This window comes from Mangrovivirga cuniculi (assembly GCF_005166025.1).
Classification (GTDB): Bacteria; Bacteroidota; Bacteroidia; order Cytophagales; family Cyclobacteriaceae; genus Mangrovivirga; species Mangrovivirga cuniculi.
Genome location: NZ_CP028923.1, coordinates 4,385,168 through 4,409,282, shown reverse-complemented (window position 1 = coordinate 4,409,282; position 24,115 = coordinate 4,385,168). Strand labels below are relative to the sequence as shown.

Annotated in this window: 18 protein-coding genes and 2 pseudogenes; 13 read left to right on the top strand and 7 right to left on the bottom strand. The window is 36.4% G+C overall.

Annotated features, from left to right (window positions below):
* The first annotated feature begins 122 nt into the window (after nucleotides 1–122).
* From DCC35_RS19425 to DCC35_RS19390, 7 genes and pseudogenes are all read left to right on the top strand, one after another.
* Complete coding sequence (locus DCC35_RS19425) at nucleotides 123–3,101, top strand: sensor histidine kinase (protein WP_137092373.1); 2,979 nt, start codon at nucleotides 123–125, stop codon at nucleotides 3,099–3,101.
* On the top strand, nucleotides 3,094–3,717 hold the full coding sequence (locus DCC35_RS19420; protein WP_137092372.1) for a response regulator transcription factor: 624 nt from the start codon (nucleotides 3,094–3,096) through the stop codon (nucleotides 3,715–3,717). Before DCC35_RS19425 ends, DCC35_RS19420 begins: the two co-directional genes overlap by 8 nt.
* A gap of 186 nt (nucleotides 3,718–3,903) precedes the next feature.
* Entirely contained in the window at nucleotides 3,904–7,038 is a 3,135-nt protein-coding gene (locus tag DCC35_RS19415) for a SusC/RagA family TonB-linked outer membrane protein (protein WP_137092371.1), read from the top strand.
* 18 nt (nucleotides 7,039–7,056) lie between these two features.
* A pseudogene (locus DCC35_RS19405) lies at nucleotides 7,057–8,471 on the top strand (SusD/RagB family nutrient-binding outer membrane lipoprotein).
* Nucleotides 8,472–8,483: 12 nt separating this feature from the next.
* Nucleotides 8,484–9,302, top strand: a complete 819-nt coding sequence (locus DCC35_RS19400) for a hypothetical protein (RefSeq protein ID WP_137092368.1) — start codon at nucleotides 8,484–8,486, stop codon at nucleotides 9,300–9,302.
* 100 nt (nucleotides 9,303–9,402) lie between these two features.
* The gene (locus tag DCC35_RS19395) at nucleotides 9,403–11,466 is read left to right on the top strand and encodes a hypothetical protein (protein ID WP_137092367.1); all 2,064 of its coding nucleotides are present in this window, start codon (nucleotides 9,403–9,405) and stop codon (nucleotides 11,464–11,466) included.
* On the top strand, nucleotides 11,466–12,593 hold the full coding sequence (locus DCC35_RS19390; RefSeq protein WP_137092366.1) for a TlpA family protein disulfide reductase: 1,128 nt from the start codon (nucleotides 11,466–11,468) through the stop codon (nucleotides 12,591–12,593). The genes DCC35_RS19395 and DCC35_RS19390 overlap by 1 nt, the downstream gene beginning before the upstream one ends.
* Before the next feature lies 1 nt (nucleotide 12,594).
* Here the strand turns inward: DCC35_RS19390 and DCC35_RS19385 are convergent, their stop codons facing one another.
* Nucleotides 12,595–13,104 (bottom strand): GNAT family N-acetyltransferase, encoded by a 510-nt coding sequence (locus DCC35_RS19385; RefSeq protein WP_137092365.1) that lies wholly within the window; start codon nucleotides 13,102–13,104, stop codon nucleotides 12,595–12,597.
* Nucleotides 13,105–13,175: 71 nt separating this feature from the next.
* Here DCC35_RS19385 and DCC35_RS19380 point away from each other — a divergent pair, with 71 nt between their 5' ends.
* Nucleotides 13,176–13,577, top strand: a complete 402-nt coding sequence (locus tag DCC35_RS19380) for a hypothetical protein (RefSeq protein ID WP_137092364.1) — start codon at nucleotides 13,176–13,178, stop codon at nucleotides 13,575–13,577.
* 33 nt (nucleotides 13,578–13,610) lie between these two features.
* Here DCC35_RS19380 and DCC35_RS19375 read toward each other — a convergent pair whose 3' ends face one another.
* Nucleotides 13,611–14,531, bottom strand: a complete 921-nt coding sequence (locus DCC35_RS19375; RefSeq protein ID WP_137092363.1) for an alpha/beta fold hydrolase — start codon at nucleotides 14,529–14,531, stop codon at nucleotides 13,611–13,613.
* An 81-nt stretch (nucleotides 14,532–14,612) separates the two neighbouring features.
* Between DCC35_RS19375 and DCC35_RS19370 the strand changes: the two genes are divergently transcribed.
* The 5 genes and pseudogenes from DCC35_RS19370 (at nucleotide 14,613) to DCC35_RS19350 (ending at nucleotide 18,275) form a co-directional block, all read left to right on the top strand.
* The gene (locus tag DCC35_RS19370; RefSeq protein ID WP_137092362.1) at nucleotides 14,613–15,014 is read left to right on the top strand and encodes a hypothetical protein; all 402 of its coding nucleotides are present in this window, start codon (nucleotides 14,613–14,615) and stop codon (nucleotides 15,012–15,014) included.
* 113 nt (nucleotides 15,015–15,127) lie between these two features.
* Nucleotides 15,128–16,015: an alpha/beta fold hydrolase gene (locus DCC35_RS19365; RefSeq protein WP_137092361.1), complete on the top strand. Its 888-nt coding sequence runs from the start codon at nucleotides 15,128–15,130 to the stop codon at nucleotides 16,013–16,015.
* Nucleotides 16,016–16,159: 144 nt separating this feature from the next.
* Nucleotides 16,160–17,044, top strand: a pseudogene (locus tag DCC35_RS19360) (DUF5996 family protein); the annotation flags it as partial.
* A gap of 167 nt (nucleotides 17,045–17,211) precedes the next feature.
* Nucleotides 17,212–17,427 carry a hypothetical protein gene (locus tag DCC35_RS19355; RefSeq protein WP_137092360.1) on the top strand — a complete coding sequence of 72 codons (216 nt, stop codon included), beginning with the start codon at nucleotides 17,212–17,214 and terminating at the stop codon, nucleotides 17,425–17,427.
* A gap of 44 nt (nucleotides 17,428–17,471) precedes the next feature.
* Complete coding sequence (locus DCC35_RS19350; RefSeq protein WP_137092359.1) at nucleotides 17,472–18,275, top strand: glycosyltransferase; 804 nt, start codon at nucleotides 17,472–17,474, stop codon at nucleotides 18,273–18,275.
* A gap of 117 nt (nucleotides 18,276–18,392) precedes the next feature.
* On the opposite strand, the gene DCC35_RS19345 is transcribed toward DCC35_RS19350, so the two are convergent.
* The 5 genes from DCC35_RS19345 to DCC35_RS22180 are packed head-to-tail and all read right to left on the bottom strand — an operon-like array spanning nucleotide 18,393 to nucleotide 24,022.
* Nucleotides 18,393–20,012: a carbon starvation CstA family protein gene (locus DCC35_RS19345; protein WP_137092358.1), complete on the bottom strand. Its 1,620-nt coding sequence runs from the start codon at nucleotides 20,010–20,012 to the stop codon at nucleotides 18,393–18,395.
* 55 nt (nucleotides 20,013–20,067) lie between these two features.
* Nucleotides 20,068–21,990, bottom strand: a complete 1,923-nt coding sequence (gene nagB / locus DCC35_RS19340) for a glucosamine-6-phosphate deaminase (protein WP_137092357.1) — start codon at nucleotides 21,988–21,990, stop codon at nucleotides 20,068–20,070.
* Between the two features lie 18 nt (nucleotides 21,991–22,008).
* A complete protein-coding gene (locus DCC35_RS19335; protein WP_137092356.1) occupies nucleotides 22,009–23,181 on the bottom strand; it encodes an AGE family epimerase/isomerase in 1,173 nt (390 codons plus the stop codon).
* Nucleotides 23,181–23,927, bottom strand: a complete 747-nt coding sequence (locus DCC35_RS21640; protein WP_217495892.1) for a DUF4434 domain-containing protein — start codon at nucleotides 23,925–23,927, stop codon at nucleotides 23,181–23,183. The genes DCC35_RS19335 and DCC35_RS21640 overlap by 1 nt, the downstream gene beginning before the upstream one ends.
* The gene (locus DCC35_RS22180; RefSeq protein ID WP_394347712.1) at nucleotides 23,882–24,022 is read right to left on the bottom strand and encodes a hypothetical protein; all 141 of its coding nucleotides are present in this window, start codon (nucleotides 24,020–24,022) and stop codon (nucleotides 23,882–23,884) included. The genes DCC35_RS21640 and DCC35_RS22180 overlap by 46 nt, the downstream gene beginning before the upstream one ends.
* Nucleotides 24,023–24,115 lie beyond the last annotated feature (93 nt).

Below are 24,115 nucleotides of genomic sequence, written 5' to 3'. Positions count from 1 at the left end.
AGATATGTTATTCTAAGGTTGTTTTACTGATGTTTTTTGAAATTCCCCCGTATTGAGGGATTGAAGTAGATATAATTAGTAATTATTTTAACGCTAATTTAAAATAGAACCTTCTGCCCGGAATGAAGATTAAATATAAAGGGGTGTTACAATTTAGTAGTTTTCAAATTGGACTACTGACTGTGTTTTTAATATATTTTTTTAACACCTTAGATATCCATGGCCAAAATTTCAAACTCAATCATATAGACTATTCATATGGACTTTCCAATAGTCAAATTTCATCTTTAAAACCAGATCAGCATGGTTTTATCTGGGTTGGGACTCAGGGAGGAGGTGTTTACAGGTGGGATGGACAGGAGCTGACTCCATTATCTGATTCATTAAAGTATACTTTTATATCTGATATTTTACCGGTCAAAGATCAAGGCATGTGGGTTGCTTCTCTGAATTCTCTAAGTCTTGTGACTGAAACTTCAGAATATAAAAAAATGGATACTCTGGTTAATTTAACAGATGATGCCGTTGTTCATCTATATGAAACTGATAATAGTGTCATTACTTTTTCAAGAAATGGAAGTATTCATTCTATATCAAAAACAGATCTCAGGCCCTATGATAATCTTATACTGGATAGTGTAAATCGAAAAAATTATAAGGTATATCAGACAAATAATACATTTCATGTTTTTGCCGGCCATAATTACTATCAGATTCTTGATACAGATGGTAGATTAACCCTGGAAGAAGAAATGCCCATATCAGAAAAGTTTGATATTGATAAGCCGGTATATTTTTATAGTGTTCACAGAGAAAAGTCAAAATGGCTGGTTAAAATCAAAAATCAAATCATTTTTTATGATAAAAATTTTCAAACTCCTGTTGAGAGAAATATACCCTTTGAAGATCATGCTTACTGTATAAATTATTTTAAAGGATATTGGTGGTTTAGTTTTTCGAAAGGTTTATACCAATTAAAGTTAGGGGAAAAGGATTTTGAAGTCATAGAAAAACATCTTTCCTTTCCTGGCAGGCGCAGTCTGGTAACCGATAAAAATCTATGGATAGGAGGATTCAATGGGATTTATGAAATAAGTCTTCCGAAAATCCAGCCAATTGAAGACCCGACCTATGGAATGCCGGGATATTTTGGGTTTGCAAGAAATGGTGAGGAGGTCTGGGCCGGCGGGGTCAGCACCGGAATTTTTATCTATGATGAAAAGGGGTATATCCGGGATTCTATAAGATTTGAAGAAAACAGATATAATGAGATTCGATGTTTTCTCGATTTGGGTGATGACCTATTAGTAAGTTCATTTGGGGGATTAATGAAGGTTAATAAAAAGACACGGAAACCGGTTCCTGTTAAATATCTTCGTGAACCAATTATATCGATGTCTCATTCTGTAGATAAAAGTAAAATATACTTTGGGTCCTATGGAAAAGGGCTTTTTATAAAGGAAGGGAACTCAATTATTAATTTCACAGAAGATGATGGCTTACCAAGTAATACAATATGGTCATTACTCCCAATGCAAAACCAATTAGTAATTGGTACCGAAAAAGGGTTGGGGATATATTCAAACAATGAGATAACAGAAATAGACCTTGACAGGAAATTTTTAGATATGCCTGTAACATCTCTTGAAAAGATTGATGATCATACGATAGCTATAGGGTTTGCTCAATATGGATTGATTATTTACAACATTGAGACAGGAGAAAAAGAGAATTATATAACTGATAATAACGGTCTTTCTTCTTCATATATTTATTTTTTAAAAATGATTGATGAAGAACTATGGGTAGGTAGCAGTCTGGGTACTGATATTATAAGTTTTAGAGATTCTACTTTTAGTATATTTCAGTTAAGAGACGTAGAAAAAATAGGCGGAGCAGAGACTTTTCTCAATGGGATAATTGAGCTTGAAGAAAAGGTATGGGTGAGTACGATTGCCGGAACAATTTCAGTTCCAAAGCATATAAAAATGAAATTGAATCGTACAAAGCCTAATCCTGTAGTGATTGAATACTTATCATCTTTAACCATTAATGAGTCTGTTTATAACAAGTCATTATTTGGCTTATCAGGCAAAAATAAAGAACTGGAATTTCCTTACAGCCATAATAGTATTAAAATTATATTTAATACAGCAGAATTTGAAAAGTTGAACACCAGATTTGTTTATCAATTAGTTGGGTATGACCCCGAACCTACAGAACCAACTTCATATCGTGCTGCAGTATATAAGCAATTACCTCCGGGAGACTATACTTTTAAAGTTTGGAGACACCCGCTACAGTCTGATGATGAAATTATACCTACAGAAATAGACTTTACTATCACTACTCCATTTTACATGACTGATTTATTCAGAATAATGGCTCTTTTAGCTCCTGTAATAATAATAGTTTATTTCATGTGGTTGAAATCAAAATCAAATATGCATAAGGCACTGGAAGAAAACAGAATTAGACAGGAGGCTCAGGATGAACTGCGGAAGGATATGGCCATAGACTTTCATGATGAAATGGGAAATCACCTTGCCAAGATCATAAACTTTTCCGGGGTATTGAAAATGAAAGGCCTTTCACCTGATCAAATCCCGGTGGTAAATAAGATTGAGCGATCAGCACAGGAGTTGTTTGTTTCTACAAAAGATTTATTATGGTCCTTGAAAAAAGGTAATAATAATCTGGAGGAAATATTTTTCCATATAAAAGACTTTTCAGACAGACTTTATGATAGAACAAATACAAGTGTTAGATTAAATAAAAACTCAGATGCCAGTCATATCCTTTTAAATCCAAAAGCAAGCAGAGATCTGAGCCTTATTATTAAAGAAGCCCTGACTAATATTTATAAACATGCAGAAGCCGAAAATGTATCTCTGGAAGTAAATATTAATGGCAAAGAGTATGCAGATATAATAATTCATGATGATGGTGAAGGGTTTGATTCCCCTGGAATAAATGGCCATAATGGATTAAAAAATATGCACCAGAGAGCCGAAAGATCCGGATTTAACTTTAACATTGATAGTCAGAAAGGTCAGGGAACTAAAATAGATATCAGGATAAACAAAGAACAGGATGTTTAAAAAGAAAATCATAATCATCGAGGATCAGCAAGATTTAAGGGAAAGTTTTGAAGTTATAATAAATGGATCGGATAAATTTTTTGTTCAAAACACATACCCGGATGCTGAGAAGGCATTAAAAGATGTAAAAAAAGTAAATCCTGATATTGCGATGGTAGATCTTGAATTACCCGGGATGAATGGGATTGAAGCTATCAAGCACATAAAAGAAAAAAGTCCTAAAACAGAATGTGTGATAGTTACTGTGTATGAAGATTCCGATCTGGTTTTTGAAGGATTAAAAGCAGGAGCAGTAGGTTATATTATTAAAAATGCAAACTACCTGGAGATCATAAGTGCCCTGGAAGAATTAGTTCGGGGAGGTTCTCCCATGAGTTCTCAAATTGCCAGAATGGTTATTCAAAATTTTCATATTAATCCAAATTCACCACTATCTTCACGAGAAACGGATGTTTTAAAGCTTATCGCCGAAGGAAAAAGTTATACCCAAATATCCGAAGAGTTGTTTATATCAAAAGAAACCGCTCGGTCTCACATTAAAAATATTTACGTCAAACTAAATGTTAATTCAAAATCAGAGGCGATTTCAAAAGCAAGGAAAGATCACCTGATTTGAGTAATAATAATTATATCTAAACTCATCTTTCCCCCAAAAAGGGTTATTTTTTAGTAAAAAGAAGCGGGCAGAATGGGTGAAAGAAATTAGCAATACAATGGTCAGTTTTACTGGTATGAGGAGTTGTTTAAAATTTTTGAATTACGCTCTTCAATCGGGAAAAAAGTAAAACTAAAACCATTCTTTATGAAAAAAATTTACGTATTGCTAATTGTATTGTTAGCATTCTTACCTGGCTATGCCCAGGAACGGGTGGTAACAGGAAAAGTTATTGATGATGATACCGGCGAAGCAATCCCGGGTGTAAATATTGTTATCAAAGGTACCGGTACGGGAACAACAACCGACCTGGACGGACAGTATAGTCTAAGCGTACCTGGAAGCGAATCTGTTCTGGTATTTTCTTTTATCGGAATGAAATCTCAGGAGGAAGTAGTAGGAGCAAGATCGACAATCGATGTTGCCTTAGAGCCTCAGGTCCAGACTCTTGATGAAGTTGTAGTGACCGGAGTGGGTATTGAACGTCAATCCAGGGCGTTGGGATATGCGACCCAAACTCTTAAAAACGAAGAGATAACTAAAACTGCCAATCCAAATTTATTAACCGGTTTACAAGGAAAAGTGGCAGGAGTTCAGATCAACCAGGCTACCGGTTCTCTTGGAGGTGCCAGTAGAATTGTTGTTCGTGGGCCTACCTCACTCACTAACGGAAATCAACCTTTATTCGTCATTGACGGGATCCCGATAGACAATACTCAAAGACAAGGTGAAGGTGCAGATCTACGGTCAGGAGTTTCTTTCAGTAATACCGGTATTGATATAAATCCCGACGATATTGAAAGCATGAACGTGCTCAAGGGGCCTTCTGCAGCAGCTCTTTATGGTTCTCGGGCGGCAAATGGAGTTATTCTAATCACAACCAAGTCGGGTGCCGGGGCTGGAAAAAAGATGGCTGTAACGGTAAATTCCAGCGTAACGTGGGAGAATGTTTTAAAATATCCGGATTTTCAGGAAACCTATGCTGTAGGTAGCCGGGGAGTTTACAATCCTGAAGGATTTATCGGTTGGGGTCCGGAATTTATGGGTCAATTGGTCAGGAACCCGAATAACGAATGGGAAGGTCAACCTGATTCTGTTGCATTAACAGCAAAAGACCAATTTTTAAAACAGTTTCTTCAAACAGGGAGAACGTTAAATAATAATATTGCTATTCAGGGAGGTGATAAGGATCTCAACTATAGATTGTCATTTACAAATGCTAATTCTGAAGGAATCGTTCCAAACACCGACCTAAACAGAAATACAGTTTCTGTCAGAGCAGGAGCTAAACTAGCCAATAATTTCAGGTCTGATTTTTCAATAAATTACACGGCTACATCTTCGGATAATCTACCACCGGCAGGCCAGACGCAACAATCATTTATGTGGCAGGCACTATATACCGGAGTAGATCTGGATATATCTCCCTGGACTACCTATGAAGCTCCGGACGGATCTCAACTGGAATATGGTTCAGGATTTTGGAATAACCCATATTGGGTGGTAAATAAGAACACCACATCTCAGAGAAGGGACAGAATCAATGGCCGGATTTTGCTCGCATATGAATTTATGGAAGGTCTGGAATTGGTTGCCAGGGTTGGTGCCGATGTTTATAAGGACAATAGAAAAAGAAGAATAGCCATAAATACCGTTGGGGATACAGATGGAGGGTTTTATGAGGATCAGTACAATTATGTACAGACCAACACGGATGTCTTTCTGAATATTAACCAGGATATAAGTCAGGATTTTAATATCACTGCAATAATTGGTGTCAATGATAACAGGAGAGAGATTAAGAACCTCTTTTCACAAGCAAACGCCATAGTAGTTCCTAATCTGTATAATTTTTCCAATATAGATGGTCAGCCTAATTCAGTAAATGACATTACCGAAAGACGACTGGTTGGTGTATATGGAGATGTAACGGTAGGGTACAAAAACTGGGCTTTTTTAACTCTTACAGCAAGGAATGACTGGTCATCTACATTACCCGAAGGAAATAATTCATTCTTCTACCCTGCCATCAATGGCTCTTTGATACTTACAGAAGCCTTCCCTGAGCTCGAAAGCCAGGCAGTTTCATATATTAAACTAAGAGGTAACTGGGGTCAGGTTGGTAACGATGCTAATCCATATGTATTACAATCAGTTTTTGACCAGGCAACCACCTTTGATGGATTATTTAACGGTATAGAATTCCCCTTTAGAGGAGTAACCGGATTCAGAGCGGGTAACCGCATTGGTACGCCAAATCTTGAGCCTGAGATTACAACCTCCTGGGAGATCGGTGCAAATATTGGTTTGCTCGAAGATAGATTAACTCTTGATTTCAGCTACTTCAACAGTAAGTCTGAAAATCAGATTTTCGATGTTAACATTGCGCCTTCATCAGGATATACTACAGTTACCCGAAATGCAGGTTTAATGACCAATGAGGGTATTGAAGTGTTGTTAACGGGTACTCCGATCAGATCGGCATCAGGATTCCGATGGGATGTTTCATTTAACTTTACTCAGATTGACAATAATGTAGAGGAGCTTTTTGGTGACCTGGAACAATTAAATATCGGTCGAGCCGGATTTGTCAGTGTTTCATCAGTGGCTTACCTGGATCGCTCATATCCTGTTATTTATGGTAGTCCGTTTGAGCGAAGTCCTCAAGGGGAAATAGTTGTAAATCAGGAAACAGGATTGCCGGTTGCTGATCAACCACAGCCTGTTGCCAGTGTAATTCCTGACTGGAATATGGGTATCAGAAATAATTTCTCATTTAAAGGTGTTGACTTAAGTATCCTGTTTGAAATCAGAAAAGGAGGAAGTATTTATTCTTCTTCTGTAGCTCACTGGAGAACAAATGGTTTTGCTGAAGAAACTCTTTTAGGAAGAGAAACAGGTGTTGTCTTTAACGGAGTAAATAAAATAGAAGGAGATAATGGAGAAATATCGTACACAGATAATCAGACTGTAGTCGATAACCAGAGTTTCTGGACTGGTTTTGGCCTTTTCAGGGATACAGAACTAGGCCTCATTGATGCTTCATTCCTTAAGCTAAGGGAAGTTTCTTTAGGATATAATCTTCCGTCTTCCTTATTGAATAAAACACCTTTTGGACAAGTATATATCTCAGTAGTTGGAAGAAACCTGTGGATGATAACACCTAACCCATACATTGACCCTGAGGTAAGTATGTTTGGTGCCGCTGATAACAGTGGTTATGAATATGCCACGATTCCTACTACCAAAAGCTGGGGATTTAATCTCAAGTTTAGTTTTTAATAAATACAAATCAGAGATATGAAAAATATACAATCATATATAAATAAGGGCATTGTGGCCATTTTCATTTCACTTTCACTCATCGCTTGTGATGATCTGACTGAATTAAATGATAATCCCAATAACCCGATCGATGTGCCGGCAGAATTTTTATTACCTTCTGCCACAGTTCAAGGTACCTATTATATTGGTGGGAGTCTTAACCGAGCGACATCATTATGGATGCAATATTGGGCATCTACCGGCGGACAATATCAACGTCTTGACAGGTATGATGTCGATCTGAGTACGTTTAATACAGATTGGGCACAGCTTTATGCTGGAGCACTGACAGATTTGTCAATAATAATAGAAAAGTCTCCTGAACTCCCAAATTACAGGGCACAGGCAAGAATTTTATACGTCTATTATTTTCAAATGATCACAGATCTTTGGGGGATGTGCCTTATACAGAAGCTCTAAGGGGCCCTAGTGGAAATATAACACCTGCTTACGATGATCAGCTGTTAATTTATGATTCATTGATAAATCAAATTGACCTTGCAATCAGCGAAATTGACCTTGATGATCAGTCTATTGCCGAAGAGGATGTTTTACTTGGAGGTGATATGGAAATGTGGGAGAAATTCGCAAATTCACTTAAGCTAAGGTTATACTTAAGATTAAGTGAAATAGATGAAAACAGGGCCTCACAGGGATTTCAGGAAGTTCTTAATAGTGGAGCTCCTTTGCTGGGGCCAGGTGAAAATGTAGAGCTTATTTTCGGAGAGCGTACAGCCACCAATGCGAACCCCTTATTCCAGCAGGAATTTAACAGACCAACAGATTATGGTGCTTCAGATACATTTATAGAATACATGGAAGACTTTGGTGATCCCAGAATTACAGCCTACTTACGAACCAATCAGAATGGTGGATACTCAGGTGTTGAAAACGGTAATCCGGAAGATTTGCCTACTGATTCAGAAGGAAATGTGATAGTCTCCAGAATAGGAGAGGTTTTCGTTCAGCAGGAATCGCCGGTTCCATTAATGACATATTACGATGTTAAGTTTATGGAAGCCGAAGCAGCGATAAGAGGTTGGGTTAATAGCGGAGATGCTCAACAGTTGTATGAAGAGGCAGTTACTGCATCATTTGATTATTACGACGTTCCAGTAGGTGCATATCTGGATCCGGGACAACCTGCAGCTTATTCTGCGTCTACAGCTTTTGCAGATCTTATGTTACAAAGGTATTTATCACTTTTTGCCCGTGGTGTTGAAGCCTGGACAGAATGGAGAAGAACAAACATTCCGGTTATTACTCAACCTGCTGAAGCTATCAGGGATACACCGTTGAGATTTCCTTATGTGGATGCTGAAGTAACAAATAATCCGGACAATGCAGAATTTGTAAATGTGACAATTCCCGTTTCCTGGGATGTTAATTAAAAGGATTTAAGTATGAAAAATATATATAAATTATCAATCGTTAGTATTATCTTTTTATTCAGTAGTTGTTTTCTGGAAGAAGAAAAGCTAACAGACAATGTAAGTGAAGCTGCTGATATAACCATTGATGGTAATACAACCTATTTGAGAGGCGAGACTGAATCTATTGTTTTGGACATGGATTTTAAAGAATCTCCGTCAGCACAAATAATGGAAGTAAGAGGAACCAAGCAATTAATAACCTCTGCAGGTAACTCCGAAGTAGTTGAAATAGATCCGTTAACGAGTCCTACTGAACTTGTTTTTGATCAAAATGACCTGTTTAATGATTTACCAGTAAATGGTGAGGTCTTAAGTGAAGAAGATTTATTGCCTGGTGACCGGTGGGAGTTTGATTTTACAATTGTGATGGAAGATGGCCGTGAATTGAAGTCCAGAAATGCCAGTGACTGGAATGTTAATTTTTCATGTCCATCAGATCTTGCCGGTGCGTATATTTTTACTTCTACAGGAGCTTTTGGCGATGGCAGTGGAGGACAGACAGGCTCTTATAGTTATACCGGTGAGGTTACACTGACGCAAACTGACGAAGGCATCTATGAAATTGATGATATGTCTTTTGGTTTATATCCTCAAGGATATTCAGATACTGCTCCATCTGGAAGAATAAGAGATATTTGTAATACAATAAGTGATCTTGGAGATACTGATCAATATTCAGATCCGTTTACAATTAATGGTACGGTTAGCGAAGTAGATGGCACCATCAGTCTGACCTGGAGTAATACCTATGGAGATACTGGTGAGGTTATACTGGTTCCGGTTCAATGATCACGGTGGAAAATGTTATAAAATAAGTTTTTTGATCCCGATGTCCTGGAGCTGGCTGTTGCCAGCTTCGGGCATCTTTATTTTATTCTGTTAAATAATTATGAGGTCCATAATTTTTCTTTTTATCTGTTCATTCTTTACTATCTCAGGCCAATCTGTATCACAATTATATCAACAGGCAGTTAATTCCAGAGAATCAGGAAATTATGATGAATATCTTGGTTTTATGAAGGAGGCTAATGCGCTACGGGCGAATAACCAGAGAATCATGTATTCGCTGGCAGAGGCTTATGCCTATACAGGTAAAGCGGATAGTGCTTTTTATTTTCTCAAAGAAGTATTGAAAATAGATGCTGAGAATTATTCTTTGGAAAATGATGCTTTTAATACTTTAAAGTCAGGTGGGTTTTTGCAGAGATTGAAATTTTATAAAAATTTAATGCAAACTCAGATAATTTCTTCAGATACGATGTTGGTAATTGAGGATCCGGATTTCCATATCGAAGATATTCAGAATTATCCATCTATTAATAAAATATTAGTCAGTAGCGTTAACCATCGCATGATATATGAGGTTGATGATGAAGGAAAAATAAAACCAGTACTCCCCGGGAAATTAAAATTGTCTCCATTGGGTATTGATCTTGATAATAATGGATCTCTATGGGTAGCTTCAGTTGGAATCTCACAGGGTAAACCTAATAAGGATTTTATTGACAGATCAATTATCTATAAGATAGATTTACAAAAGGGAGTGATAGTGAAAGAGATAGAAATTTCTGGTGAATCCTTTGCCGGAGATCTTTTTATATCCAGAGACCAAAATGTTTATGTTACCGATAGTAAGAATAATAGCCTGCTAAAGCTAGAAGGGGATGTATTCGTTCCCGTTTTATCAGATGATCGATTTGTTTCACTACAGGGAATTACGGAACTAAATGGAAAGATATATTTATCTGATTATGTGAAAGGTATTTTTCGTTGGGATCCTGTAAGTAGTGAATTAATCAAAATTCGATCTTCAAAAGAAATTACATTGAAAGGGATCGATGGTCTTTATTCTTATAAAAACAAATTGATAGGTATTCAAAATGGTGTCCGTCCATTTCGAATTCTGGAGTTAGAATTAGATGATGGTGGAGAATTTACTGTAAATCATAATTATTTAGAAAAAGCCCATCCAGCAATGGATGAGCCTACTTTGGGTTTTATTGAAGGCGATAAGTTTTATTACCTGGCAAATAGTTTCTGGCAACTTAATCAGGACGGTGTAATTAATAATCCTGAAAACAAGCTGCCGGTTATTTTGACGACTGAACTCAATGACAGCAAGTATAATTTAGTAGTGGAAGAACAGGTTGAGATATTAAATAATCGTGCAGAGGAGGCTCATTATTTTTATTTAAATAATTGGGCTGAATTCAGAAAAGCTGCAAGATTCAGAGGGTTAGTCTCAGATTATAGCATTTCAACAACCAATGATAGTTTAAAAAAGATCTTACTTAGAACAGTCTATCCGGATAGCTCAAGTTATTTTATGATTGAAGAATTTTTTAAATCCTGGTCCGGTACCCAGGATGGACCTCAGTTTTTAAATGAGGTGCCTCCCTCTGAATTCAGAAAAGTTTTACAATCAATAATTGCTGTTGAGAAAGTTTCGCAAAAATTTTCTGAAGAAAAATTGTCACCTCTATGTCGTACTGAAGATCATAGAGCATTTGATTTTTGGCTAGGCAAATGGAGTGTTTATAATAAAAATGGAAAATTTCTGGGTTATAATAATGTGGAACTAATTCAAAATGGATGTGTCATAAAGGAAAATTGGTTTTCAGGTAATGCTATACTTACCGGAACAAGCATGAATTTTTACAATAAGTCTATTAATCGTTGGCAACAATCATGGGTAGATAATACCGGCGGAGTATTACAATTGACAGGAGGTATTGATGATGATCAGATGATTCTCAGAAGTGACACCACGCAGGAAAATCAACATCGAATTACATGGAGACCCAGCCAGGATGGTACAGTAGAGCAAATATGGGAATCTACAGAAGATGGAGGTAGCACCTGGAAGCAATTGTTTTATGGCATTTATAAAAATTCTGAATCTGAGTCATATGAAAGAAATAAAACACAATTAATTCAAGAAGAAAGTAATTGATGGGGCTATTAAAATATATAGTTAGCGTACTAATGATTTGCCTGTTTTCTTGTTCTAGTGAAAAGGAAAAGCAAAATAGGAGTGTTATTGATGATTTTCATGTTGCGACCACCCGGAGAGAGGCTAAATGGGATTCTTTGGAATCTTTATTGAAGGAATATCAGGAAATTATATTAATCAATGAAAAGGCAGTTTCAAAAACAGATAAAACGGAAATGATAATGTTTCCTGCAAATAAGAAACTGATTTCAGTAAATGCAATCTCCGGAGATACGATGAACACTATTTACCACACTCCAGATAGGTCTTTGATGGTAAAGAAAGTAAAGGGTAATAAGTTGTATGCTAATATCCCGGAAGAACCAGTATATCATTTGATACCCAATTTTCAGGGAAGTTTGAGTTCTTTCGACACCACTATAAATGATGTTTCATATAAAGCCATAATGATCGACAGTACAATTTATGGGTTTAGAGATGATCTTTTACGTATAGGTATCGGAAATAGCTCTTATGGCAAGGAAATCACAACATATACTGATTATAAATGGGTTTCTGATTTTTACTTCCCTTTTACTATTATAAAAGAATTTCCGGAAGCAGGCTACAAGGTGGTTTCTAAATTTAATGAAATTAAAATCAATCCCGATTTTGTAGAAGGAGATATTGAGCTGGGAAAGATAAGTAGAAAAATAGAAGTAGGTGAAAGGATAATTGATTATTCAATTCCTAGTTTAAAAGACACTTCAGTTAATTTTACAAATGCTGATTTTTCAGGGCAAGTTTATTTGATCGATTTTTGGGCAACCTGGTGTAAGCCATGTATTGCTGAATTTCCTGATCTGGAAAAATTATACACTAAATATAGTAATGATGGATTCTCAATTTTGAGTGTCTCACTTGATGAAAGTAGAACCTTAGTAGATAATTTTAGAAATAATAAATACCAATTGCCCTGGCGACATGGTTGGATTCAAGAGGGTTTTGAAAGTGAAACTGCCATCAAATTTGAAGTGATATCTATACCTAAAGTGATTTTGGTTGATAGAAAAGGTGAAATAATAGCTATTGATGAGGATGCCAGGGGAGATAATCTGGAAAGGAAAATAAAAGAAATTCTTAATTAATTTATTTCTTCAATATCCATGTATGAACTATTGTGGTTTCATCTTCCTTGAAAGTTTTGTGTGGTTTAAAATTTAGTTTTTTTATGATCTTTTCAGAAGCAATATTTCCTTCTTCGAATACTGCGAAAATATGATCAGTATTTAAATTCTCAATAAAGAAGTTTTTTGCTGCCTGTGCTAATTCTGTAGCCATACCCTTACCTCGGTATGCATTACTTATCATCCAGCCTATCTGTAGATCATTACTTTCCGGAATCGGAGTTAAATTAATAGCACCAATTAAATCATTTGATTTCGAATCTCTTGCCACCCAATAATAACCTCTGCCGGATTTGTTGTCGGTCAGTTTTAAATTCAAAAACTCTAATCGCTCCTCCCGGGATTTATCTTTATGAGGAGAAATGTATTTAAACATATCTTTTTCCAAAAAAAGTGATAACATATCCTCAAAATCATTTAGCTCCAGCAAGGTGAGAGTAGCTCTATTTGTAATGATTTTTGTTTTATCCATTTTAAATCTTTTTTCAAATTTAGTGTGACTTTATCGTATAAAGTGCGTTTTGAAATAAAATCATGTTCAAAATGAAAAACTTAACTGTACTATTAATTCTTATCACGAGTTCCATATTTATTTCCTGCGATTCCGATGAACCACTTCGTAACCCACTAGCAAATACTTTTTGGAATGAACATAGTTATTTTAGTGAAAATTGTAATGATTCTGGCAATGAGTTTAATCACAGCTACGAATGTACTGAAGAATATTGTATGCAATTAAAGTTTACTGAAGATAGTTTATTCATATCTGAACTTAAAGGCTCAGATTTTTTTGAAAAGCACGCTTATTCTTTTGATGGCGAAACTCTCAGGTTTAGCGGTTCCAGTAAAAAAGTTGTTTTTAGAGATGGAAATATGCTTTGGGATCATACGGGGAATTATGATGATTGTGAAGTGTATTTTAAATTCGTTCCGGGAATTGAATAGAAAGTGCTTAAAAACTAGCCGGGGACTTTCCGGCTAGTTTTTCATTAAAAGGTCGATATTCTTGAAATACTTACCCGGATTCTCAATCCATCCGTAATGACCACATTTCTCTAATAAAACAAGTTTTGAATTTTTAAATGTTTCCTTCATTTTGATCGCGGTATCGGGATGGAGAATATCGGATTCTCCCTGCATTATTAGAACAGGTTGCTCAAAATCCTTCAGTTCAGTAGATAAATCATAACCTGTTTCTCTTAATTCTCTCCAGATTAGCGAATTGATAGTTCTGTTAGCCTGGCCTAATCTTGCCGCTATAGTCGAAACATTTTTATCTGAATGTAAATATGCCTTGGCCAGGTAAAACCGATACATATAAGCAGATTTTTCAGAAGGATCAGTCTGATCTATTTCTGACCAGTAATCTAAGGAGTCTATTTCCGTTTCAGTAAGTGAAGCTCTGATGCCTCCTGGGGGTAAGAAGTTCATGTCAATACCTGCTGAAGAGGAATGAATCAAAGCCTCAATATTTTCAGGATATTCAGCGGCATATAAATTTGCTAAAATACCACCAAATGAATGTCCTAAAATTGTCCATGAATCAATCTTCAGATGTTTTCTTAAAAGCTCAATATCTTCTATCATTAGATCCATGTTTACAGTGTTACTATTGATAGATGACAACCCGGATTTTCCTGTACCTCTCTGGTCAAATATTATCGCCTGATATTCTTCTCCTAACCTGGCAGCTAATCCTTCAAATCCGGCACTATTCATTCCGGGGCCTCCATTGATAATTAATATTGGCTCTCCCTTACCAAATACTGTATAAGAAATTTTACAATTCTCTGCAGTTACAAATCCTGATCGAATCTGAGACCACAAAGAGAAATTGGTAGAAGCTAATAAAATAATTAATAGCAGAAAATTAAGTGTTCCTATGGATATTATTCTCATTGATCGAAATAGCCTTTTCTTCAGGTTACATAACCCAGGGATTTAGTAATCTATCATAAATAAATTTAACAAAGAATCACAATGAAATCATTTTTTAACCGACTATTAATTTTAGTATTTGTATTTGGATTTATAGCCTGTAGTGAAGACGAAAGTGTAACCCCATTAAAAGAAACAGTCTGGGTGGAAACCAGGTGGATTGCAGAAAACTGTGAGGATCCACAAAATAATCAAATTGAAGAAACCGGATGTACAGAGGAATATTGTTTTAAGATGGTATTTGGTGAAGAAACTGTTGAAATGATAGAAACTAATTCCGGGACTACAACAACTGATGTACTTAATTATACCAATGAGAATGGCATGATCTCATTCGATGAAAATGATCCCATTAAATTTGAAATCAGGGGTAATACCTTAGTGTTGTTATTATCCGGTGAAACTTCACCATGTGATTATTCTCTTGAATTGGTAGCTGAATAATAAATATCGATCACGTAGTATATGTAGCCCGGTAAATTACCGGGCTTTTTTTATTTGCTTATTTTTTAGATCAGTGTAACTTAATGGTTCAATTGATAACCTCAACATAATCGATGAATAAAGTAAAGGGCTCTGTCTTTTCAGAAGAGGATTATCTTGAAAGAGATGGTTATAAATTATACTATAAAAATCTTGGAGAAGGTAATCCGCTACTTGTGCTACACGGAGGGCCGGTCCTTGATCACAAATATTTAATTGAACCATTTAGTTTCCTCAGTAAAGAATTTAAATTGATATTTTTTGATCAATGTGCCTGCGGAATGTCAAGTATTCCTCCGAATGACTTTAAACTAGATCTCAATACACTTTTACTTGACATAGATGAAGTACTGGAAAGGATTGGTGAAGATAGTGTAAATATCCTGGGGCATTCGTGGGGAGGTTTTTTGGGTTTAAATTACACCTTAAATAATCCGAATAGGGTTAAATCACTGATTTTGTCTAATTCGATGCCGCTATCAAGACAACAATGGGATCAGGAACAAGAATTACTGGACCAGAGAATATTAAAATCCGATTTACAAAAGAGAAATAAAATTCTTCAATCTGAGCAAATGAGGAAGAGGCCCTCACTAGCAATAAAAAAGCTATTGAAAATCTCTTTTAAACCCCATTTTAAAGATTATGATCTGATTGATCAATTAACTTTGGATATACCTGATGATTATCTAAAAAGAAGTGAATTATATGAAAGCCTTATGAAAGAGGACCTTATTAATTACAACTTAAAAGAGGATGCGAAAAAAATTAAATGTCCCGTTTTGATTATTTATGGGGATACGGAGGCATCAATAGAAGTTAAAACAGAATCATCAATAGACAGTTATTTTCAACATTCCTATTTTAAGCTGATAAAAAATTCGGGGCACTTTCCATTTATAGAAAACCCTTCAAGTTACTTTACTGCGGTTAAAAAGTTTCTATCAAAGATTGCCATTTAATTAAAATTAAGTTGTTCATAGTAAAGATTAAATTAATAGTATTGAGATCGGAGATAATCATTGGCAATTAGTAAATTAGGGTAAACCCCTGATTATTATGACTAATACACACATCCCCAATGTTCCGGGCCCTGGCCTGAATTACCTTATGAAAAATGGAAAGATACTCTTAAGACTGTTCACCTGTGGACTCAGATCGTTGGAAAGATTAGGTTAGTTGCCATGCCCTGGCAAAATCATTCATGGCATACTTCTTTATATATTACCACTCACGGCCTATCTACTGGTAGCATACCTTATGGTAATGGTATTTTTGAGATTAATTTCGATTTTGTAAATCATAAGCTTAATATATCATCCACATTTGAAAAAACCGTTGAAATAGACCTTTATCCAAGATCTGTCGCTGATTTTTACAAAACAATCTTTGAAAGCCTTGAATCTGTAGGGATTATGATCTCAATATATCCGCGCCCTAATGAGTTGCCGGATAATACCCCATTTTATGAGAATGAAGAAGATAAATCATATGATAAGGAGGCAATGACAGATTACTGGCAGATAGCTGTTCATGTGCACAATATCTTTTCTTATTTCAGGAGCGGATTTATTGGAAAATGCAGTCCGATACACTTTTTCTGGGGTGCCTTTGATATAGCTTTAACCAGGTTTTCTGGCAGGATTGCACCAGAGCATCCCGGTATAGCACCGCACATGCCCGGCGATGTGATGAAAGAAGCGTATAGTCAGGAGGTGAGTAGTGTAGGTTTCTGGCCAGGTAGTGATGATTTTCCTGAACCGGTATTTTATTCTTACTGCTATCCTACTCCAAAAGATTTCGGAGCACAAAAAGTTTTACCCGAACAGGCTTTTTATAGTGAGGATATGGGAGAATATTTTCTTCCCTATAAAGCTGTGAGGTCATCATCAAATCCAAATGCCACTTTACTCTGTTTTCTTAAGACGACCTATGAAGCTGCTGCTAATACAGGGAACTGGGACAGGCTTGCTCTTGAGCGACCTGAATGATCTGTCAACTTGATTTATAAATTCAGTTTATGGAGATACTTTAATTATTCACTGAACATAGTTGGTATTGATGCTCTAAAAACTCATTATTGTAAAAATTTTTTTTAAAAGATTTCAGAGTTGCTCAATTTGAGCATATGTATTAATAGTGAAATTATTGAATAATCATGAAAATTCTGGTAACCGGTATTTACGATCCTGAATATAATAGAAATAAGGTGCTGGTCTCCGGACTAAAGAAACTGGGTGTTGAGGTTACCGAATTCCCTTTCAAATCAAAATTTAAGGTCAGTAGAAAAAAACTGAGGTTGTTAGCGGAGGATGCTGATTTAATCTATATGCCCCATTTACTCATCTGGAGGTATGGTTTATCAAAAAGGTGATTAAAAATAAACCCATTGTTTTTGATCCCCTGATCTCGAAATATATGACTAAAGTTTTCGATTATAAGAAAGTTAGTAAATATTCGATTAGAGGTGTTAAGAACTATTTAAAAGATAAAATTCCATTAACAAAGGCTGATGTAGTTATTTGTGATACTCATTTACACGAAAAATACTTTCATGACCAATTTGATGTGGAATATTCTAAAATGGGAGTTGTTCACGTGGGATTTATACCAGAAGATTTTAATCCCGAAAATCGTGCTTCCACCAATGATAATTCATTCCGGGTTGGATTTTACGGGACTTTCAATCCACTTCAGGGTGTAGACAAGATAGTTGGAGCTGCTAAAATCCTCCGGGAAGAAAAAGATATTCGATTTGATATAATCGGTAAAGGTCCACTTTACAATGAAATTAATAAACTTGCCAAACAAGAGAATAATTTAAAAAACATCCATTTTCATGGGCTAAAGCCCTACGATGAGCTGGGAGGTATGTTGAATTCTTTCGATATATGTCTTGGGATCTTTGGTGATTCTATCAAAACTGATATTGTTATTCCAAATAAAATATATCACTACGCAGCTGTTGGTAAACCCATTATCACAAAAGATACAGAAGGAATCAGAGAAGGATTTGAGCATGAGAAAAATATCTGGTTAGTTGAAAATACTTCAGAAGCTATTGCTGAATCAATTATTAAATTAAAGAATGATGATTCTTTAAGAAAAAGCATCGCTGATCAGGCGAGAGAAACCGCAGAACAAAACTATACAGACATAGGAGTAGCCAGGGAATTCCTCAATGTTTTAGCTAAACACGACCTGATTTTAAATAAAGAATAAAATTCCTAAACAAAATAAGAAACACTTAGTTAAGAAATAAATAGTATAACCTTAGGGGCATGAGGTTTATATGTAGTCCTGGCTTTTTGTCAGGACTTATTTTTTATATACCTATCATCAAGTCGTCTGGAGTTCTTTTTTCAAACTTCGCCTTGCATAGTAAATCAGAGCAATAGAAAGGATGAAAAGCAATCCTGCTATTATTGATAATATATAAACTCCTTTATCATAATTAGAAATTGCGAAAAGTAGCAAAGAAGTTAGTGTTACTGCAAACATAAAATACATTGGTATCAGCACAAATCCGGGTTTTACATCTTGCTTGATCAGCCAGACTGAAACTGCCAGTAACGCTAGTGCAGCAAGCAACTGGTTTGCAGACCCAAAGATAGGCCAGAGGGTTGTGAATTCACCGGAGAGTAATAATAGTACCGATAATAAAACGACAATAAAAGTGGCTAGATATCTGTTTTGGGTAACTTTCCCGGTAGCCTTGTGTTCAATGTCTTCAAAAAATTCCTGGAAAGTAAACCTTGCTAATCGGGTACAAGTATCAAGTGTGGTTAGAGCAAAGGCCGATACCGTTAATGCGACAAAAGTAATAGCGAACTCAGGAGAAATACCTAATGCTGAAATCATACCTCCCATTCCATCTGCAAACATCGAGACCGGTCCGACTTCAGATAATTTAGCAACGTAATCAGTTTTAGACATTACTACCACTGCACCTACAGATAATATTGCCAGAAAGGATTCGATCAGCATACCACCAAAACCGATTGCTTTAGCATCTTTTTCCTTGTCGATCTGTTTTGAAGTTGTACCCGATGCTACGAGTGAATGAAAACCACTGATTGCTCCACAGGCGATGGTAACAAAAAGCACCGGAAACATATATCCTAAGGCCTCAGATTTCAATGTAACCGAAGTGTCCATTTTAATCTCAGGATTACTAATCATCACACCTACAACAGCAAAAACGATCAAACCGTACAGTAAAAAACTGCTTAAATAATCTCTAGGCTGTAGTAAAAAAGATACCGGAGTTACTGACGCAATAAAGGCATATGTCATCAAAACGATTACCCAGGTAGTATAGCTTAATTCGATCGGAATCAGAATACTGGTAAATGAAGCAGTATACATCAATATTACTCCTAGAGCTGACAAGATTATGAAGTGAGCTTTAGACTTTATATTTTTATTGATTACTCCAAAAATTATGGCAAGAACGATGAAGATCAATGAAGCAGTGGCAACGCTCGGATTACTGACAAAAGTTTTTGCTATGATATCAACGAATACAGCTATTACCAAAATTAAAGTGGCGAAACTAAAAATGAGAAAGAGCCTTTTACCGTTAGTGCCTATGTATTGATGGATTATGACGCCAATTGATTTTCCCTGGTGCCTGATTGATGCCATCATGCTAGTGAGATCATGTACAGCACCAAAAAATATTCCTCCGATCAGAATCCAGATTATCGCTGGTATCCATCCGAAAGTAACGGCTATTATTGGTCCGATGATAGGTCCTGCTCCGGCAATAGAAGCAAAATGATGACCCAATACCACAGGAACTTTTTCCGGCACATAGTCTATGCCATCCTTATGGGTGTGTGCCGGAGTACTATTTTTGTTATTTATCTTGAGCTTACCGGCTACGAAATTACCATAAGTTCGATACGCAATGATCAAAACTATAGCAGAGACGATAAGAATTGGTGATAGGGTCATGTTAATTTGAGTTTTCCTTCCAATTTAAAAAATCTGCACGAAAAAAAATCACACATCATTTAAATTTCCATCGCACAAATGCTTCCATTGCCTCATATTCAGCAAAACCAAGATCATGGTAACATTTTGCAGTTTCCCTGTTCCGATCTTCAGCTCTCACCCAAAATTCCCTGTCATCATCTCCTGGAAAAACCGGGGTGTCTTTTTGTGATTGATGTTTAAATATAGCATTTCGCTTTTTAATGACTTCATTGGGAGAAAGAGGTACAGCCATTTCAATCTGGTGCATTTCAAATTCATGCCAGGCTCCTCTGTACATCCAAAGCCAGGTATCCTGAATCCATTCTTCCTTTTCGCGTAACCTGTTCATTGCTTCAAGGACAATATTGAAACATTTTATATGTGTGCCATGTGGGTCTGCAAAATCTCCCGCTGCAAATACCTGGTTAGGCTTTAATTTTTGAAGTAATTCCATAGTAAGAACTATATCGTCTTCCTTATCCGGATTTGATTCAGTTTTACCTCTTTCATAAAAAGGTAGATTCATAAAGTGAATGTTCTTATCCGGTAATCCTGCAAAACGAGCTCCTGCGATAGCTTCAGTTTTTCTTATGAAACCTTTAACATTAAGGATTTCTTTCAAATCAAGTTGGTTAGGTTCCTTCTTGCTAAGAAAGTCCCTCATTTTTTTATAAGTCGATTCTAGATTTTCAGTGCTTTCGCCAATACTCTTGTTAAAATCAATAGCGAATTCTACAAACCTAAGTACATCATGATCCCAGATTGCCGTATTCCCGGAAGTTTGATAGGCTACGTGAACATTATGACCCTGATCTACGAGTCTGATAAAAGTACCTCCCATAGAAATTACATCATCATCAGGGTGAGGTGAAAAAATTAATGATGTCTTTCTGGCTGGTTCGGCTCTTTCAGGTCGTTGACTATCATCAGCCCCGGGTTTCCCTCCGGGCCACCCTGTAATGGTATGCTGAATCTTGTTGAAAATATCAATATTTATATCATAAGCCGGCCCCTTATCAACTACGAGCTGAGCCATTCCATTATTATTATAATCATCTTCTGTAAGCTTCAATATTGGCTTATCAGTTTCTTCAGAAAGCCAGATTACCGCTTTTTTGATCAATTCCGGAGTCCAGGTACAATCTTTTACCAACCATGGAGTGTCAAATCTGGTTAGTTCGGAAGCGGCATCTTCATCTAAGATAAATTCAACAGTATCTGACATCTGAAGAAATGTAGCAGGAACATCACCTGACATTTCTTCTTCCACTGCTCTTTTAACTATCGGTGCTTTTTTCTTACTCCATGCAAGCAAAACAATTTCTTTTGCTTTGAAAATTGTCCCAATACCCATCGTTATTGCCTTCGTCGGAACATTCTCCTTGCCTCCGAAATCCCTCGAAGCATCACTTCGTGTTAGATCATCAAGAGTCACTAATCTGGTTCCGGAATTGGGAGCAGAACCTGGCTCATTAAATCCAATATGACCTGTTCGACCGATTCCCAATACCTGGATATCCATGCCTCCGGCTTCTGAAATTTTATTTTCGTATTGCAGGCAATAATCATGAATATTTTCTTTGTCTAAAGTACCATCAGGAATGTTTACATTTTCCGGCTTAATATCAACGTGATCAAAGAGATGGTAATTCATAAATGCTACATAGCTCTGAGCAGATGTAGGTTTCATTGGATAATATTCATCCAGATTGAAGGTGATCACATTTTGAAAGCTCAGTCCTTCTTCTTTATGCATCCGGACTAACTCTGCGTAAACACCGACAGGAGTTTGACCTGTAGCCAATCCTAATACAGCATATTCGTTTTTTGAATTCTTGCGTTTTATAATCTCAGCAATGCGTTGAGCCACTTTTATTGAGGCTATATTTTTATCCGGAAATACCTTAACCGGAAGTTTTTCGTATCTGGTTTCTTCAAAAAAGTTTAATCTTTTCATGACTGTATATTTCTTCGGTTAAATAACTTTATCAGCTGTTACTTTATCCAGTGTCTGCCATACTTGCAGCAATCCTCTGGGAACATGAAAACAACCCTTCCATTTTCCACCTTTTAGCGGTAGAGAAACATTTCCCTGGCGATTTAAATAGCCAAACCATTCACCATATGCTGGATCCCTGAAATGTTCCCAGGTGTAATCATGTACAATTTTAAATCTTCTTAAGGCTTCTCCATCCTCGGTCAATTGATAGATCTTTGCAAGACATACCAGTGTCTCAAGATGAACCCACCATAACTTTTGATCCCATTCCAGTTGTTGAGGAGGTTTGTTTTTGATATCCATGAAGTAGAGTATTCCTCCATGCTCACGATCCCACCCGTGGTCCATCATTTTATAGGCCCTGGTTGTTGCTGTTTGAATTAGTTTTGAGTCATCCAGTCTCTTTGCCAGGTCCATAACAAACCACATAGCTTCAATGGCATGCCCGGGGTTTAAAACTCTTCCTTCGAATGAATCATTAAACGAGCCATTTGTATTAACATTTTCGAGAATTAATCCTGTTTCTTCATGATAAAAGACATCCATAACCTCATGAATTGTTTCTTCAATTAAATTATCTACAATGGACTTGTCTATCAGGTGTTCCAATTCCAATGAAAGATTACACAGGATCATCGGCAGTGCAAAGTTTTTCAAATCCCTGGTTCCCGGATATGCTTTATTATATTTCCCCTTAGGATTGTCTCTGCGTTTAAGTATGTTTTCAAATGTCTTGACGGTAATGTCAGCATATTCATCTTTTTGATGAACTTTATATAGAGCACCAAATGCCATCGCTGCAAAACAGTCAGAGAATATATTATATGGTTGTACCAGGGGCCTGCCTTGTTGATTAAGAGAAAAGTACCAGTTACCCTCTTTATCCCGGCCGTATTTTTTCATAAACTCAGCTCCATGAATAGCCATGTCAAGCCATTCCGGATTGTTTTCCACCTTATCGTAGAGAGTTGCAAACTGCCAGACTTCCCGTCCTTGCAACCACATAAACTTATCAGTGTCGAACACTTTGCCATCTCTTTCGAGACAAGTGAAATAACCTCCATATTCAGTGTCTTTTGAATATTTCAGCCAAAAGGGAATAACGTTTTCTAATAATTCTTCTTTATATTTTAAAGCATATCCCTCCATTATCTATATTTTTTTAAGTACTCTTTGTATCTGTTAAATAAGTGCCCTGCTTGTAAGTATGCAGATTGGGGGCTCATAAAGTGAGAAAACTCAAATGTTATCGCCTTATCGTAGCCTGCTTTTCGGGCAGCATCTAATTTAAGTTTGAGTTTTTCGAACTTGATCGGTAAAAACTTAATAGGCATGTCCCGGTCAAAAGTTTCTGCATTTGTCCAGCACTGCATATTAAATTGATCAGCGAGTTCTTTATTGACAGTAAAGAATTCTTCCAATTCATGATAGTCTATATGTCCGTCCTGAAACGCTACTGCATCCACAGCTCCTTGCATGGTTCCGAAAATATCTTCCCATTCTTTTTTATGTTCTTCAACCGATATCGAATCTTGTTTCGATAGGTTGTCAGATGAAGCCATGACAGCCTTTTTTCCATCTATCCATGGAGATATAAAGGTTGGGAGGCCATTGCTAACCTCTTTACATTGCATTCCTAAGTTTTTGAAAGCTTCACCTGCACCTTTTGTTTTTCGGCTTATCTCCATGCTTAAATACCATCCTCCAAAACTTTTGTAGTGACCATATTTTCCCCAGACTTCATCAATGACATACCTGTTTGCGTCTATTTCATAATCCATATTCCCGGTGTCCCAGTATTTACCGCTATCATAAAGACCGAAATAAAATTTCATATCATATTTTTCGGCTAACTGAAGAAACATTTCAACCAAATCGACAGGGGGTGGTAGCATCCTTGATTATTTATCAGATAATTTGAAGGATAAGTAATAAAACGCCGGTAACCAGACCTGATCATAATAACAGTATCTATACCGATGCTTTTCATATACTGGAAATCTTTATCCCACTCCTTTTTACCCCAGTTTTGATGGGGATGTCATGAGATATTTCATCGATGAATGTTCCTGTAATTTTCATT

Coding starts and splice junctions, on each gene's coding strand:
- DCC35_RS19425 (WP_137092373.1), top strand. CDS start 123: ATGAAGATTAAATATAAAGGGGTGTTACAATTTAGTAGTTTTCAAATT.
- DCC35_RS19420 (WP_137092372.1), top strand. CDS start 3,094: ATGTTTAAAAAGAAAATCATAATCATCGAGGATCAGCAAGATTTAAGG.
- DCC35_RS19415 (WP_137092371.1), top strand. CDS start 3,904: ATGAAAAAAATTTACGTATTGCTAATTGTATTGTTAGCATTCTTACCT.
- DCC35_RS19400 (WP_137092368.1), top strand. CDS start 8,484: ATGAAAAATATATATAAATTATCAATCGTTAGTATTATCTTTTTATTC.
- DCC35_RS19395 (WP_137092367.1), top strand. CDS start 9,403: ATGAGGTCCATAATTTTTCTTTTTATCTGTTCATTCTTTACTATCTCA.
- DCC35_RS19390 (WP_137092366.1), top strand. CDS start 11,466: ATGGGGCTATTAAAATATATAGTTAGCGTACTAATGATTTGCCTGTTT.
- DCC35_RS19385 (WP_137092365.1), bottom strand. CDS start 13,104: ATGGATAAAACAAAAATCATTACAAATAGAGCTACTCTCACCTTGCTG.
- DCC35_RS19380 (WP_137092364.1), top strand. CDS start 13,176: ATGAAAAACTTAACTGTACTATTAATTCTTATCACGAGTTCCATATTT.
- DCC35_RS19375 (WP_137092363.1), bottom strand. CDS start 14,531: ATGAGAATAATATCCATAGGAACACTTAATTTTCTGCTATTAATTATT.
- DCC35_RS19370 (WP_137092362.1), top strand. CDS start 14,613: ATGAAATCATTTTTTAACCGACTATTAATTTTAGTATTTGTATTTGGA.
- DCC35_RS19365 (WP_137092361.1), top strand. CDS start 15,128: ATGAATAAAGTAAAGGGCTCTGTCTTTTCAGAAGAGGATTATCTTGAA.
- DCC35_RS19355 (WP_137092360.1), top strand. CDS start 17,212: ATGAAAATTCTGGTAACCGGTATTTACGATCCTGAATATAATAGAAAT.
- DCC35_RS19350 (WP_137092359.1), top strand. CDS start 17,472: ATGACTAAAGTTTTCGATTATAAGAAAGTTAGTAAATATTCGATTAGA.
- DCC35_RS19345 (WP_137092358.1), bottom strand. CDS start 20,012: ATGACCCTATCACCAATTCTTATCGTCTCTGCTATAGTTTTGATCATT.
- nagB (WP_137092357.1), bottom strand. CDS start 21,990: ATGAAAAGATTAAACTTTTTTGAAGAAACCAGATACGAAAAACTTCCG.
- DCC35_RS19335 (WP_137092356.1), bottom strand. CDS start 23,181: ATGGAGGGATATGCTTTAAAATATAAAGAAGAATTATTAGAAAACGTT.
- DCC35_RS21640 (WP_217495892.1), bottom strand. CDS start 23,927: ATGCTACCACCCCCTGTCGATTTGGTTGAAATGTTTCTTCAGTTAGCC.
- DCC35_RS22180 (WP_394347712.1), bottom strand. CDS start 24,022: ATGAAAAGCATCGGTATAGATACTGTTATTATGATCAGGTCTGGTTAC.